General features: G+C 45.4%; 16 protein-coding genes. 8 read left to right on the top strand and 8 right to left on the bottom strand.

Features of this window, described 5'->3' with window-relative positions; all coding sequences use genetic code 11:
• From LZG73_RS10620 to LZG73_RS10595, 6 genes are all read right to left on the bottom strand, one after another.
• Positions 1-254 (bottom strand): helix-turn-helix domain-containing protein (locus LZG73_RS10620; protein WP_233848626.1); only part of this gene is annotated, 254 nt, incomplete at its 3' end.
• A 152-nt stretch (positions 255-406) separates the two neighbouring features.
• Positions 407-841, bottom strand: coding sequence for a hypothetical protein (locus LZG73_RS10615; RefSeq protein ID WP_233848625.1), 435 nt, complete (start codon positions 839-841; stop codon positions 407-409).
• Between the two features lie 149 nt (positions 842-990).
• On the bottom strand, positions 991-1,395 hold the full coding sequence (locus LZG73_RS10610; RefSeq protein WP_233848623.1) for a hypothetical protein: 405 nt from the start codon (positions 1,393-1,395) through the stop codon (positions 991-993).
• Between the two features lie 32 nt (positions 1,396-1,427).
• Positions 1,428-2,654: an alanine dehydrogenase gene (locus tag LZG73_RS10605; protein WP_233848621.1), complete on the bottom strand. Its 1,227-nt coding sequence runs from the start codon at positions 2,652-2,654 to the stop codon at positions 1,428-1,430.
• Between the two features lie 41 nt (positions 2,655-2,695).
• Entirely contained in the window at positions 2,696-3,106 is a 411-nt protein-coding gene (gene tsaE, locus LZG73_RS10600) for a tRNA (adenosine(37)-N6)-threonylcarbamoyltransferase complex ATPase subunit type 1 TsaE (protein ID WP_233848619.1), read from the bottom strand.
• Between the two features lie 157 nt (positions 3,107-3,263).
• Positions 3,264-4,550: a Gfo/Idh/MocA family protein gene (locus LZG73_RS10595; RefSeq protein WP_233848609.1), complete on the bottom strand. Its 1,287-nt coding sequence runs from the start codon at positions 4,548-4,550 to the stop codon at positions 3,264-3,266.
• Between the two features lie 304 nt (positions 4,551-4,854).
• Between LZG73_RS10595 and LZG73_RS10590 the strand changes: the two genes are divergently transcribed.
• The 3 genes from LZG73_RS10590 to LZG73_RS10580 all read left to right on the top strand — a co-directional run bounded on the left by LZG73_RS10590 (position 4,855) and on the right by LZG73_RS10580 (position 9,023).
• Positions 4,855-5,808, top strand: a complete 954-nt coding sequence (locus LZG73_RS10590; RefSeq protein ID WP_233848608.1) for a sugar phosphate isomerase/epimerase — start codon at positions 4,855-4,857, stop codon at positions 5,806-5,808.
• 22 nt (positions 5,809-5,830) lie between these two features.
• A complete protein-coding gene (locus LZG73_RS10585; RefSeq protein WP_233848606.1) occupies positions 5,831-7,924 on the top strand; it encodes a PQQ-binding-like beta-propeller repeat protein in 2,094 nt (697 codons plus the stop codon).
• Positions 7,925-7,985: 61 nt separating this feature from the next.
• Positions 7,986-9,023 carry a Gfo/Idh/MocA family oxidoreductase gene (locus LZG73_RS10580; RefSeq protein ID WP_233848600.1) on the top strand — a complete coding sequence of 346 codons (1,038 nt, stop codon included), beginning with the start codon at positions 7,986-7,988 and terminating at the stop codon, positions 9,021-9,023.
• 73 nt (positions 9,024-9,096) lie between these two features.
• On the opposite strand, the gene LZG73_RS10575 is transcribed toward LZG73_RS10580, so the two are convergent.
• The gene (locus tag LZG73_RS10575) at positions 9,097-9,462 is read right to left on the bottom strand and encodes a T9SS type A sorting domain-containing protein (RefSeq protein WP_233848598.1); all 366 of its coding nucleotides are present in this window, start codon (positions 9,460-9,462) and stop codon (positions 9,097-9,099) included.
• Positions 9,463-9,876: 414 nt separating this feature from the next.
• Between LZG73_RS10575 and LZG73_RS10570 the strand changes: the two genes are divergently transcribed.
• From LZG73_RS10570 to LZG73_RS10550, 5 genes are all read left to right on the top strand, one after another.
• Positions 9,877-10,425, top strand: a complete 549-nt coding sequence (locus tag LZG73_RS10570; RefSeq protein ID WP_233848596.1) for an RNA polymerase sigma factor — start codon at positions 9,877-9,879, stop codon at positions 10,423-10,425.
• 11 nt (positions 10,426-10,436) lie between these two features.
• Complete coding sequence (locus tag LZG73_RS10565) at positions 10,437-10,808, top strand: hypothetical protein (RefSeq protein WP_233848594.1); 372 nt, start codon at positions 10,437-10,439, stop codon at positions 10,806-10,808.
• Between the two features lie 128 nt (positions 10,809-10,936).
• A complete protein-coding gene (locus LZG73_RS10560) occupies positions 10,937-11,200 on the top strand; it encodes a hypothetical protein (RefSeq protein WP_233848593.1) in 264 nt (87 codons plus the stop codon).
• Between the two features lie 3 nt (positions 11,201-11,203).
• On the top strand, positions 11,204-11,374 hold the full coding sequence (locus LZG73_RS10555; protein ID WP_233848591.1) for a hypothetical protein: 171 nt from the start codon (positions 11,204-11,206) through the stop codon (positions 11,372-11,374).
• A gap of 12 nt (positions 11,375-11,386) precedes the next feature.
• The gene (locus tag LZG73_RS10550) at positions 11,387-11,791 is read left to right on the top strand and encodes an Hsp20/alpha crystallin family protein (protein ID WP_233848589.1); all 405 of its coding nucleotides are present in this window, start codon (positions 11,387-11,389) and stop codon (positions 11,789-11,791) included.
• A 100-nt stretch (positions 11,792-11,891) separates the two neighbouring features.
• Here the strand turns inward: LZG73_RS10550 and LZG73_RS10545 are convergent, their stop codons facing one another.
• Positions 11,892-13,670, bottom strand: a complete 1,779-nt coding sequence (locus LZG73_RS10545) for a RagB/SusD family nutrient uptake outer membrane protein (RefSeq protein ID WP_233848587.1) — start codon at positions 13,668-13,670, stop codon at positions 11,892-11,894.
• Between the last annotated feature and the right edge of the window lie 17 nt (positions 13,671-13,687).

Genomic DNA, 13,687 nt, shown 5'->3' with positions numbered 1-13,687 from the left:
TCTCCGCCAAACTGTTCATACTGCCGCACCCAGCGGGATAACGTTGCCAGACTACGGATCTGGTATTGCAAACAGCAGTCTCTCAAAGATAACCCGTCATTGTAATAAGTCCGAACTACGTTTCGCTTAAAGTCTTCCGAATAGCTGCGGCCATACTGTGGCAACAAACCCTGAATGCCCGACTTCTGATAATGATCGATCCACTTCCTTAATAATGAATCGGTTATTGCAAATTTCGTTGCTAAACCGTTCACTGAGTTCCCTTTTAAAAATGCTTTGACAAGCATAAGCCGGAAAGCTGCACCGTGTTTTCTGTTTTTGCCCATAAAAATGCCCCCAAGAAGTGTCTAACTTTTTGGGGGCAGTGCAATCACCGCTCGCTTTCGACTCGAATGTGCTGAAATACTCAGATATATTTTTCGCGAATTTGGAATAAAACCCAAAAACCGATCACTCCGCTGATGATTGCGCCTAAAATGCTGAGTTGTATTAGGTTACTAACCAATCCGACAAGCAATGCATAATAAAGCAAGTTCCAGCCGGAACGTTTACGCGCTTTTAATGGCGAAAATGCCATCAAATACATGATCAATGTGACAATGCCGAGCGCAATGCTGAGATAGAAATTAAACCCGATGCCGACAGAAACAGCGCCAAGGCCAAGAGCAGCACCGCCAATGCCGAGCGCGGTGAGCAAACCAAAGATCCCGATGATGGATAAAACAAGAATAATGTAAGGACCGTATTGAACCAGGAATTCTTTAACTGTGTCGGAAAACGGGGGGAATTTTTGTAAAAAGATAGGTTCAAGCTCTTTTTCCAAAGGTAAGTTTGACTGCATGAAAGAGGTCGTTTAGCTGAAAATCAATTATTTATTCAATAAAAATAAAAAGTAATCCCCACAACCTTTCTAACTAGTTCGCAACCGCCACAAATGATTATTTATCGGTTTGGCTTATTATCTTACAAATACGCAACTTTTAAACTTGCCTAATCTTCCGGATAAGGCACAAAAACGAATCCGGAAAAGTCGCCGATCAATGCAAAAAGGCAACAGAATTCGTCTGCATTTTTATAGTTCTCGGTGAACATTAAAACCGATTCTTCGCCGATCAGCTTGCGGTCCACAAACTCTTGCATATAAGTGGCACGATACGAATAATTATTGGCAAGCTCTTGGGAATCAATGAGCATTGCCCCCAATTGCAGTTCGTTATTGGTTACGACAAAAATCGGGTATTCCGAAAAACCGCGTTTACGGATCTGGTAAGATGCTTCTTTGAGCTGATCCGCCACTTTTATAAAATCCTGCGATATATAACCCATCAATTTCTGATTCAACTCCGGCGAGTTTGCATCATCCATAAGGGCATTTTCATTGCTATTATTGATCATGATATTTTTAAATTAAAAACGCAATTGCAGCCTCACATTCTTGCCGCCAGCAGCAATGTCAAATCCTTGTAACGCATGTTGAAACTTCTGGCGATATGCGAATTTGTGAGCGTTCCTTTATGGCAATACACTCCTTTCATAAACCAACGATTGGCATAAATCATTTCTTCGATGCCGCCAATTGTGCCCGTTTGCAATAAAAAAGGCAGAAAAACATTGCTTAATGCCGTGCTGGCCGTGTGCGCAACACGCGAAGGAATGTTGGGCACGCAATAGTGGATCACATCATTGTATTTGAAAGTCGGATGCTTGTGCGTGGTCATGCGCGAAGTTTCAAAAGAGCCGCCCTGGTCAATGCTAACGTCAATGATGACCGAGCCGGGCTTCATCTGGGAAACCATTTCCTTGGTCACAACCAACGGACTTATTCCATTTTCAGCACGCATGGTGCCAATAACAACGTCGGCCCGGGCAATGGCTTCGGCCAGTGTGTCAGAATCGATGATGGAAGTGTAAAGGTTTTGGCCTATTGCGTATTTTAATCGTTGTAATCTATAAATGTGTTTGTCAAAAACCTTGATGTCCGCGCCTACGCTGATGGCTGCGCGCGTTGCATATTCTGCAACGGTTCCTGCTCCCAAAATTACGATTTTTGTCGGCGGAACGCCTGTTATGCCGCCCAGAATAATGCCTCGCCCACCATTGGGAGTGGATAAATATTCGGCGGCGATCAACAGCACTGTGCTTCCGGCAATTTCGCCCATTGCGCGGATAATGGGTTTTCCGCCTACTTTATCTTCAATGAGCTCATAGCCTATGCCAGTGATTTTCAGCTCATTCAGTTTTTCAAAATATTTTTTTTCAAGCGTCGGCAGGTTCATCGCCGAAATCAGCGTCGTGCCCGATTTAATGTAACGGAATTCCTCTTCAACCAATGGCTCCACTTTCAAAATCACATTGGCCTGATACACTTCCTTCGCACTTTGCACGATCCGCGCGCCGGCCTCGCTGTATTCGTGATCGGAGAGATTCCCACCTTTTCCCGCATCTTTTTCAACCCAGACTTCGTGTCCGTTGCGGACCAGAATTTTCACTGCGTCGGGTGTGAGGGCAATCCGGTTTTCCTGCAATGAAACTTCGCGTGGCAAGCCAATGTGCAATGAATTCTGATCTTTCCGGACCGCCATCAGCGACTCCTGCGGATACAATGCCGACTGCTTCGCAAGCTCTTCAAAACCGGTAATCTGAGGTTGTGCCATTGAATAGCAAAATGAATGTGAAATGATTGATTATAACCTCTTTATACCCTCTTAACTGCCAATGTTCTCATGCCTGATTCGTCTGCTTCCATGTGGACCAATAGATAATTCAATGGCCACAAGGATTCAATTTTTCCGGGCCATTCTACGAAACAGAAATATCCGGAGTCAAAATATTCTTCAACGCCCATGTCCAGCGCTTCGGTTTCATCCTTAATGCGGTAAAAATCAAAGTGATAGACCAGTTTTCCTCCGGCCTCATATTCATTAACCAGCGAAAAAGTAGGGCTTTGGACGTGCGATTTGACGCCTAACTGATTGCAAAGTGCTTTGATAAGCGTCGTTTTCCCTGCACCCATATGACCTTCAAACAGCCAGACAGGCGTGTCTTTTCCTATTTGCAAAAGCTCCGAAGAAACCCTGCCGAGTTCCTCCAATTCCTTAAAATGCATGATAGCAGACGCTCCAACCATGAAACAAAAATACACATTTTGGAAAAACTCATGACATTAATCGCCGACTGTTGTGCTGCGACTGCCATAAAAAGTCAAAAACCGGAAACCCGTTTAATGGGTGACCGGTCTTTTCAAAATTGATTTTAACCAAAACTCAAACCTTCCATTCCGGCTTCATATCTCGTCCCAACAGCGCGTTGGCTTCTGCATCTTTCTTGAATTCTTCTTTTTTAGGATTCCATTGCAATGAACGCTGCAACCGATACGCGATATTGCCAATGTTGCAAACGGAGGCCGTTCTATGCCCAACCTCAACATCGCAAATCGGCGGCTTCCTTGTCTTGATCGCATTCAAAAAATCCTTGTAATGATTGTTGCTCACATAAACTTTTGAATTTTCATCGTCAAAAACTTTGTCTTTCAGCGTTTCGGGCGTTGTTCTAAGCTCACCTCTTGCAACGAAAACTTCGCCATCCGTGCCGACGAAATGGCAATGCTGCTTGCCTTCCATGGGTCTGTGGATCACTTCGGCGCCGTTCGCATATTTGTAAATCAGGCCTTTTGTCGGCTCAGCATAAACCAGCTCAACCGGGCCGCTATTGTCCATTCCGAGTCCCCATTGCGCAATGTCAAACATGTGAGCGCCCCAGTCTGTCATGCCGCCACCGCCAAATTCAATGTAATCGCGCCATTTTGGCCAAAAGGTTGCGTCCATTGCGGGAGCCAATTCGTTATTATAAGGTCTGCTTATTGCGTTCGGGCCCATCCACAAATCCCAGTTCAGACCTTCCGGTTTGGTTTCTTCTTTCAAATCCCACGCTTTCGGCGGGCCGCCAACATTGACAAAAACCTGCTTAATCTTACCAATGGCGCCGCTTTGTACCAATTGCACAGCCTGCGTGAACTCTTTTGCCGATCGCTGCATGCTGCCGGTTTGGAAAACGCGCTTATGCTTCCGCGTGGCATCCACCATCGCGCGCCCTTCTCTTACGGTCAATGCAAGCGGCTTTTCGCAATAAATGTCCTTTCCAGCCTCCGCAGCACGGACGGCCATGGACGCATGCCAATGATCAGGCGCCGCAATCACCACAGCATCAATGTCTTTGCGTGAAAGCAACTCACGAAAATCTTCGATGCCAACAGCCGATTTATAATCCGTTTGACCGGATTTTTCGGCATACCACTTATTTACATTGGTCACAAAAGCCTCACGTTTAATGGCATACACATCCGAGGCAGCCACGATTTGCGTTTCCATTGTGTCCAGAAAGCGATTGCGCAAACCACCAGCTTGCCGGCCGCAGCCTATGAAACCTAAGGCAATTTTATCGCTCGGAGCCAGAAAGCCTTTGCCCAAAACATGCCTTGGAACGATCATAAAAGAGGATATGACAGCCCCGGCTTTCAGAAAATCCCTGCGATTCAATGTATTGATATCCATATTGTTTAGAAGTTCTGTTTTGATATTTCAAAACAAAAAAACCTTCACATTCTACTAAAAAAATTTCGTTCATTCCCGTTCGTTCGCATAGCGCCATTCGCGTCCGTTTAATCCCCCCATCCCGTTGGTTTAATCCCCATTCCCGTTGGTTTAATCCCCCCATTCCCGTTGGTTTAATCCCCCCATTCCCGTTGGTTTAAACCAACGGAAATTATTCATTGAAACATTCTCTTCATTTAGTAAAAAAACATTTTTTCACACTTATCATCATTGGATTTCCATTTGAAAACTAAATTCCTATCCGATGCCAAACAATATTTCCCGACGCGATTTCCTGATCAATAGCGCAATAGCTGCAACTGCCGTTCCGATCATTGCCGATCATGCATTTGCAAAACCAGTTTCATTACTCGCAGATGTTCCTAAAATCAATATTTTCTCAAAACACCTGCACTTTCTGAATTATACAGACATGGCGGATGCGGCGAAGGAACTTGGGTTTGATGGCATTGATCTTACGGTGCGCCCAAAAGGTCACGTTTTGCCGGAAAACGTCGAAACGGATTTACCAAAAGCCGTGGAAGCCATGAAAAAGGCAGGATTTACGCCGTTAATGTTCTGCACAGCCGTGGAAGATGCAGCCAATCCGGTTGATAAAAAGTTGCTGGAAACTGCTTCGAAGCTCGGTTTCAAATATTACCGCATGAACTGGTATAAATACAATGAGCAGCAAAGCATTCCGCAGCTTTTGGACGGATACAAGGATAAAATGGCGGGATTAAGCCAGTTAAACAACACACTCGGCCTGACGGGTTGCTATCAAAATCACGCGGGACGGCTGGTGGGCGCGAGCATGTTTGAGATCTGGCAAATCCTGCAAAAGGCAGATCCCAAGAGCATGGGAGCGCAATATGACATTCGGCACGCAACATTGGAAGGCGGACTTTCGTGGCAAACGGGCTTCAATCTGATTCGGCCGAGCATTAAAACGATTGTTTTAAAGGATTTTATCTGGGAAAAAACCAATGGCAAATGGGCGCCGAAAAGTGTTCCGCTGGGTGAAGGCATGGTGGATTTCAAAACCTATTTTAAATTATTGAAAGACAATAACGTCGACGTTCCAATCTGTCTGCATCTGGAATATCCGTTGGGCGGAGCCGATCAGGGAGCAGATAAAATTACGGTGGACAAAAAAGTCGTTTTTGATGCAATGAGGCGAGATTTGCAACGCGCAAAAGAACTTTGGCAGGAAGCATGAGCATCAACCGCAGCTTGTCACTATGAAACGTCTGATCCTGTTTTCGTTGATTTTTCTGGCGGTTACCGGCTTCGTGCTCGCTCCTTTTTTTAATGATAAGGACTGGCCTGAATACAATGGTGACGGTGAAAGGAGTCATTACACGACGCTCAATCAGATCAATAAAGAGAATGTTGTGCAATTGAAAGTCGCCTGGACTTATGCGTCGGGCGGGGCTGATACATTGCGCAACCGCAGCCAGATGCAATGTAACCCGATTGTCATTGACGGTGTTCTTTATGGTGTTGCTGCATCCATTCAGGCGTTTGCCATTGATGCGGCGACGGGCAAGGGAATCTGGAAAAGCGACCTGCCCGACGTCTCGGGAACATTGAGCCGGGGCGTGACTTATTGGGCCAATGGTGATGATAAACGCATTTTTTTCGGTACTGCAAATTGGCTTTACGCGTTAAATGCACAAACCGGAAAACTGATCGCGTCTTTCGGCGACAAAGGTAAAATTGATTTGAAAGCAGGCATTGACCGGCCTGGCGCTGACGACTTTATCTCTTCCAACACACCGAATACGATTTACAAAAATCTCATTATTGTCGGGGGAAGGGTTTCCGAGAATGAAACTGCGCTTTTAGGCGATGTGCGGGCATATGATACGGTCACGGGGAGGCTGGTTTGGACATTTCATACGATCCCTGAAAAAGGAGCATTTGGCTCCGAAACCTGGCTCGCGCAACCTGCAAGACAAAAGTTTGGTGGTGCCAACGCGTGGGCAGGAATGGCCATTGACAGGAAACGCGGCATTGTTTACATCCCGACGGGTTCAGCGGCATTTGATTTTTGGGGCGGAAACAGGCCTGGCGACAATCTTTTTGCGAATTGCCTCATCGCACTGGATGCTGCAACTGGCAAACGGTTATGGCATTTCCAGCTCGTGCATCACGACATTTGGGACCGCGATCCGCCAGCTCCGCCCAATTTGGTAACGCTCAACATTGATGGAAAGCAAATTGACGCCGTTGTTCAGATTACCAAGCAAGGTTACATTTTTGTTTTCGATCGCGTCACGGGCAAACCATTGTTTCCGATCAAAGAAACGGCTTTTCGGATGGATGCGATGGAGGGTGAAAAGCCTTCGAAAACGCAGCCGATCCCAACATTGCCGCTTCCTTTTACACGGCAAACCTTTCTCGCAAATGACTTCAATTCTTTCGTTTCGGACCGCGATTCGCTTGAAGGCGTGCTTAAAAAAGCGAGAACGGGAAGCGCTTACATTCCGATCACGAATGATATGACTGTTTTTTATCCGGGAACGGACGGCGGTGCGCAATGGGGTGGTGCTGCGACTGATAACGAAGGCATTATGTATATTCCTGCCAAAGAAATTCCGGTTTATACGACACTGAAAAGGAAGGAAGTGTTGCATGATAAGGCTGTAAACGGCAGCAAACTTTACCAATTAAATTGCGCTGCCTGTCATGGCGCTGACAAAACCGGTAATCATGATGGTTCATATCCGTCGCTTGCAAATGTTGAAAAACGCCTTAGCTCCGAGCAGATTCATGGCATTTTGCAAAAAGGAAAAGGAATGATGCCTTCGTTTTCGCACATTTCAGAAGCTGAGAAAAATGTGATTATTGATTTTTTGTTGAACAAAAACGCTGATAAAAAGATCATCAGCACGAATAACGGAACAGCGCCCTATCACAACACGGGATACAATCGCTGGTATGACAAAAATGGTTATCCCGTCAGTCAGCCGCCATGGGGAACGCTTACTGCGGTTGATTTAAACACTGGCCAACGCCGCTGGCAAGTTCCGCTGGGCGAATACAAAGCGCTCACTGAAAAGGGAATTCCTCCAACCGGAACTGACAATTATGGCGGTCCGCTCGTCACAGCAAGCGGCCTCATTTTCATCGCCGCCAGCCGCGACGAAAAGATCAGGGCGTTTGACAAAGCAACCGGAAAAATTCTCTGGACAGCTGATTTGCCCGCGGCGGGTTACGCCTCAGCCAGCGCCTATTCAGTGAAGGGCAAGCAATTCATCGTCATAGCCTGCGGCGGCGGCAAGCTGAATACAAAGTCTGGCGATAAATATGTGGCGTTCGCGCTGCCTTAAAAGCGCCTTGCCCGTTCCGCATCAAAAGTTACCTTTGTTATTATCGTCTAAAAATAAAATTATGGCTTCTAGAATTCTCAATGTCGGATTAATTGGTTTCGGTTTGTCCGGGCGTTATTTTCATTCTCCGTTCCTAAGCACAAACGCGGGTTTTAAGATCAAGACGGTTGTTGAAAGAAGTAAAAACGAAGCGCAGGAATTCGATCCTAATATTGGCAATGCGCGGTCGGTCGAGGAGCTTTTGAGTGATGAATCCATTGACCTTGTTTTTATATGCACACCGAATGAAACCCATTTCCCTTATGCAATGGACGCTTTGGAAAACGGCAAACATGTTGTCATTGAGAAGCCTTTTGCGGCAACAGAAGAAGAAGCGCGCCAGCTCGTTGCGGTGGCAACAGAGAAGGGATTGATCCTGACCGCTTATCAAAACCGGCGCTGGGATTCGGATTTTTTAACCATTAAAAAACTGATTGCTGAGGACAAACTGGGCGATATTGTAGAATATGAATGTCGCTATGACCGTTTCAGACCGGTTGTTCCCACGGAATCGTGGAAGGAGAAGAGCGTTCCGGTTGGCGGCAATCTTTATAATCTCGGACCACATTTGATCGATCAGGCGTTGGTGCTTTTCGGAGAACCGGAAACGGTGACGGCTGAGATCCGCTCGGTGCGGCCGAACAGCGAAATTGACGATTATTTTGATGTGCGGCTTGGTTATGCGGATAAGCTGGTGATCGTAAAATCGAGTCTCATGGTTTATGAAAATTTTCTCCGTTACAATCTCCACGGGACCAAAGGCTCTTTTATAAAAGGCGGACTCGATCCGCAGGAGGAAACATTGCGCAAGAATATTTTGCCCACTGAAAAACCCTGGGGCGTGGAGCCGGAAAATCGTTGGGGAAAACTTTCCAGCGAGGATTTTACAGGAATTATTGAAAGCGAAGCGGGTGATTATGCGCCGTTTTACCAGAATGTATACGATGCGATTGTGAACGGCGCCGAACTGGCAGTGAAGCCCGAAGAAATCATCCGCACAACACGCGTGATCGACCTGGCATTCCAAAGCAGCCGTGAGAAGAAAGTAATGCCGTTTTGAAAAAAAACTGACTTGAAAAAGCAAAAGCCAGTCACGATTGTGACTGGCTTTTTGATGAGAAGGTCCGTGAGAATTATTTAACAACCGCTGTAACCAGACGTTTTGTTTCAGTTTGGATCACGAATGGTTTTGAAGAGATCTCGTTGCCGTTGTTCACGATGAAGCTGTAATTGCCATCTGCAAGGTTCGACAAGTCGAAGATTTTAGCGTAATTCTCAGATTTTGGAAGTGAAGTGCTGTAAACGATGTCTCCGTTGAAATCTTTGATAACCAATGAAGATCTTTCTTTAACGTTATCAAGCGTCAATTTGAATTTCAATTCGCTTTGTGAAACCAATTCAATTGATGCGTTATTTTCTTTTGCTTTGTCTGCGGCGATAGAAAGGTTTGCAGCTGATACTCCCACCAAAACTGCAATTGTCAAAATAGTCTTTTTCATTTTTGTGATGTTAATGTCTTGTTTGAGTTTACTTTTGTACTTTTCAGATATTATACTAAATCTACTATTTCAAATCTTTGTCGAACATTCGCTGCTTTTATTTTGCGTTGTTTGATGATGTAAATTTAGGCAACATTATGTTTAGAAAGCAACAGCCAAGTATTCAGCGAGTTAAAGTTCTTTTTGTTGTTATCTAATAATATTAGAATAGTTATATGTTTATAACAAAAGTACAACAAGTAGTTTGAAATTTGACACGGTAAAATACAATGTCATCTATCCTATCTGTTGTATTATTCTAATAATAACCATTCATAAAGATCTGTGCATTCCAGACAGGAAAATCTTCATTGATTTAAAGTATTTTCGTTGCTGGCGCGTCTATCCTGATACTACAAACTTTCAACCTTCACTTTGTCGCAGAAAAGGCCAAATATCATTCAGACTGTCGCGTCGTATAGCAAGCAGCTCATGGGCTTCATCCGCCAGCGGGTTAATACGGACGAGGATGCGGAGGATATTTTGCAGGATGTCTGGTTTCAACTGAGCAGTGTGCCTGAGATTGAGGCAATTGAACAGATCGGGAGCTGGCTTTATCGCGTGGCGCGTAACCGGATCATTGATAAATATCGCAAGCAAAAACCGGATTCACTGGAAGATTACGGGTATGAAGATGAAGAAGGTGAATTTTATTTTAAAGACATTTTGCTCGCGGATGACGGCACGCCCGAGACCGTTTATATGAAGGAGTTATTTTGGGAACAGCTTGGCATTGCTTTGCAGGAACTTCCTGAAAATCAGCGTCAGGTTTTCATCTGGAATGAATTGGAAAATCAAACATTCCAGGAAATAGCAGATCGGACGGGCGAAAACATTAAAACACTGATTTCCAGAAAGCGATATGCGGTTCAGCACCTGCGGCGAAGACTGGAAAACGTGTATCAGGAATTTGTAAATTACTAAATTTGTCCATCATGAATCAGCAACATACATATAAGAAGCGTTTTTGGATGTTTCCGATTTTCGGATTGGCGGCAGCGTTATTGCTGGGCGCTTTTGTACGTTGGTTATGGAACGCCATTTTACCGGATTTGCTCAACGTCAATGTCATATCTTACTGGCAGGCCGTAGGGCTCATTGTTTTGTGCAGGATATTGTTTGGAAACTTCGGAGGCGGTCCGGGTCGCTGGAACCGGCCCGATTTTGGCGGAAAATTTTCCGGAAATAATGGCCCCGGATTCGGCGGTCCGTGGCGAAATAAATGGATGGAGATGACCGATGAGGACCGGAAGAAGTTTCGGCAGGAAATGCGCAGGCGCTGCGGAAAGCCGCCAGAAGATGAATAACACCACTGCAACCCGGCTCGCAAAGCCGGGTTTTTTATTTTTCAAGAATTCTTAAAGTAATTTTTTGCGTCGCCCGTCTGCGATTATGTACACCAAATGGTGCATATCACGAACGTAAATTTAAAGCCATGTTTAGTCAAATTCTTAAAACAGTCGCCGGCGGAATCCTTGGAGGGGTTGTCCTATTCCTCATTCCGTTCCTGCTTTTCAAAGTGCTCTTCTTCTTCCTTTTTATCGGATTCATCTTCCGATTATTCGGCGGGAGAGGTTACGGATACAGAAGATGGAGACATTACGATCCCTCTTACTTTGACCGCTACGAAGTTCAACATCCTTACGAAGGAAAAGAAGGGTTGAGAGATCCATTTTATCAAAATTCAAAAAACATATAAGCCATGAAAAGAAAAACCAGATTCCTGCTCGGCGTTAGCATTGCGCTGATCACAGCAGCCAGCCTGCACCTGACGGTCGGGCACAGGTTTCACCATCGCGCATTCGGTCATTATGGACACGGACATTGCGGCAGCCATTGGGAACGACCAGAAAAATTAAATTTTAACAATTAAATCAAAAACAAAATGTGCGGAAATAGATTTGGACAGCGTGGTTACGGCATGCGTCATGAATATTCGGGAAGACAGTTTGGCGGAAGCCATAATTACAGGGTTCCTGTAAACATCATTAAAAATGATAACGATTATGAACTCATGGTTTTCGCTCCTGACCGGGCGAAGGATGATTTCAAGGTGCGCATTAAAGGCCATGAGTTAGTTATCTCTTATGTGGCTGACAATGAGAAGGATGAAAGTAAAAACTGGATCAGGCATGAGTTCAGCAAGGCGTCTTTCGAGAGGACATTTGTGATTGATGAAACAGTGGATGCAGAAAATGTTCGCGCAGAGTATATCAACGGAATCCTGCATTTGAACCTGCCGATTATTCCGGGATCTGAAAAGCCTGCGCAGGAAATCAGGGTTATTTAACCCAATTAAGTTACTGAAAAAGAAAGCCTTGGCATGTGTATGCCAAGGCTTTTCTGATTACCAACGCTTAACAAATTATTGGCTACACTAACCAACTATCCTACTTATAGGCAGGATCTTGAACCAGGGTTGCGGTCCCGGCCTTGTAAGAACGGTCAATCGCCTCCTGCGGGATCGGGAAATATTCGTTTTTACCTTTCGTAAATACGGAGCCCTTCTTATAAACCCGCTTTGTAGATTCCACGGTCACATATTTGTTCAATGTTTCAGCGGCAATGCCCCATCTTTGCAGATCGAAGAAACGGTGGCCTTCCATAGCAAATTCAAGTCGAGATTCAAATCTTACAGCTTTGCGCGCGGTTGCGGCGTCCGCCCAGGGCTGGTCGTAAGTTTTGATCACGTAATTAGCGGCGGGCTCGTTCAAGACGGTGTAATCATCGCGTGACTTGGTTCCCTGCACTGCTTTTTTGACAAAACCGGCCGGATTCGCTGCCCGGGTTCTGATCTGGTTTACCAGTTTTCTGGCGTTTTCGAGGTTACCAAGTTCCACTTCCACCTCTGCCAGCCAAAGCAATATCATCCCGTAGCGCATAATCCGATAATTGTTGCTCGACAAATTACCCCAACCATTTACACCAAATCCTGCTTTCTCGGAAATGTGTTTTTTGGGTGAATAAGGCCCAGCATAAGTTTGGTCACGAATGAAGTCGCTTCCGTGGATTTTGAAATCTTTAAACAAAATTCCCCTACGGCCAACCGTCTGGTCCAAACGCGGATCCAATGGACCCGTGTAAGGCTCAAACGGATCGGTGTATTTCAATCCCTGATCGTTTTTGACATCCGAATCATTGAATGTGTCCAATAATGGAAGGCCGGTTGTGGTTGTTTTAAATGCATTGACAAGATTTTGCGAAGGCTGGTAAAATCCGCAGCAGCCCCATGGATCAATGTAAGGGTGCGCCAGACCAACGCCCGCATCCGCCGCATCGCCAGAAGCACTTGATACTGAATATTGTATCTCAAAAATCGACTCCTTGTTATTTCTTGTTGCGATTAAAAAGTTATCCTCAAATTTGGGCGCAAGCGTAAACTTCCCGGAAGCAATGATCTGCTCAAAAATCGGCTTCGCTTTTTGCAAAACGGCTGTATTGGCAGCACCAGTCGTCACATTCCAGCCCTGATACATGTAAACCTTGCCAAGAAATGCGAGCGCAGCCCATTTGGTAGGACGGCCAACTTGCGACTGCACTTCCGGCAAACCTTCCGAAGCAGCCTTAAAATCGGCTTCAATCATTGGCCAGACATCCTTATCATTTGGAATTTTAGTGCTTTCCAGATCGTCCAGTTTATAGATCGTTTCATCAATGTAAGGAATCGTTTTCCACATTTTCTTGGCTTCAAAATGAAAAAGTCCACGCAAGAACCTGGCCTCTGCAATGATCTGGTTTCTTCTCGCCTCGCCCACTTCCGGAACTTCGGCCAGCGTGTTGATCACATCATTTGTCCGCGCAATGCCTTTATAAAGCCCGCGCCATTTGTTTTTAATGTGGTTATTGGTTGGCTGGAAATCATATTTTTCAATAAATGATTGCTCTGGCTGGTCACCGGCGTCCGTTCCTTTATACGAATCATCGGAAGCCAGTCCGCCAAAAACCCAGCTCTGAATGTCGTTGTTCCACGAATCCTGACCGTCCAGGCCCTGTCCGTCGATCATTGCATATGCTCCCACAAGCAAACCTTCCACGCCACTTGGCGTTTTCAATGCCGTTGGGCTATATTGTCCTTGCGGATCTTTTGACAAAAATGAATCCTTACAGGCCGTTACGATTCCAATCGCAAGACCAATGGAAAGCATGTATTTTAAAAGTCTCGTCTTCATATATTCAGTATTTTAAA

It is taken from the genome of Dyadobacter sp. CY326, from assembly GCF_021390515.1.
GTDB lineage: Bacteria > Bacteroidota > Bacteroidia > Cytophagales > Spirosomataceae > Dyadobacter.
This window is presented reverse-complemented; position numbering and strand designations above follow the sequence as displayed.

Excerpts from the sequence above, each read along its gene's own strand:
- LZG73_RS10615 (WP_233848625.1), bottom strand. The coding sequence starts at position 841 with ATGCAGTCAAACTTACCTTTGGAAAAAGAGCTTGAACCTATCTTTTTA.
- LZG73_RS10610 (WP_233848623.1), bottom strand. The coding sequence starts at position 1,395 with ATGATCAATAATAGCAATGAAAATGCCCTTATGGATGATGCAAACTCG.
- LZG73_RS10605 (WP_233848621.1), bottom strand. The coding sequence starts at position 2,654 with ATGGCACAACCTCAGATTACCGGTTTTGAAGAGCTTGCGAAGCAGTCG.
- tsaE (WP_233848619.1), bottom strand. The coding sequence starts at position 3,106 with ATGCATTTTAAGGAATTGGAGGAACTCGGCAGGGTTTCTTCGGAGCTT.
- LZG73_RS10595 (WP_233848609.1), bottom strand. The coding sequence starts at position 4,550 with ATGGATATCAATACATTGAATCGCAGGGATTTTCTGAAAGCCGGGGCT.
- LZG73_RS10590 (WP_233848608.1), top strand. The coding sequence starts at position 4,855 with ATGCCAAACAATATTTCCCGACGCGATTTCCTGATCAATAGCGCAATA.
- LZG73_RS10585 (WP_233848606.1), top strand. The coding sequence starts at position 5,831 with ATGAAACGTCTGATCCTGTTTTCGTTGATTTTTCTGGCGGTTACCGGC.
- LZG73_RS10580 (WP_233848600.1), top strand. The coding sequence starts at position 7,986 with ATGGCTTCTAGAATTCTCAATGTCGGATTAATTGGTTTCGGTTTGTCC.
- LZG73_RS10575 (WP_233848598.1), bottom strand. The coding sequence starts at position 9,462 with ATGAAAAAGACTATTTTGACAATTGCAGTTTTGGTGGGAGTATCAGCT.
- LZG73_RS10565 (WP_233848594.1), top strand. The coding sequence starts at position 10,437 with ATGAATCAGCAACATACATATAAGAAGCGTTTTTGGATGTTTCCGATT.
- LZG73_RS10560 (WP_233848593.1), top strand. The coding sequence starts at position 10,937 with ATGTTTAGTCAAATTCTTAAAACAGTCGCCGGCGGAATCCTTGGAGGG.
- LZG73_RS10555 (WP_233848591.1), top strand. The coding sequence starts at position 11,204 with ATGAAAAGAAAAACCAGATTCCTGCTCGGCGTTAGCATTGCGCTGATC.
- LZG73_RS10550 (WP_233848589.1), top strand. The coding sequence starts at position 11,387 with ATGTGCGGAAATAGATTTGGACAGCGTGGTTACGGCATGCGTCATGAA.
- LZG73_RS10545 (WP_233848587.1), bottom strand. The coding sequence starts at position 13,670 with ATGAAGACGAGACTTTTAAAATACATGCTTTCCATTGGTCTTGCGATT.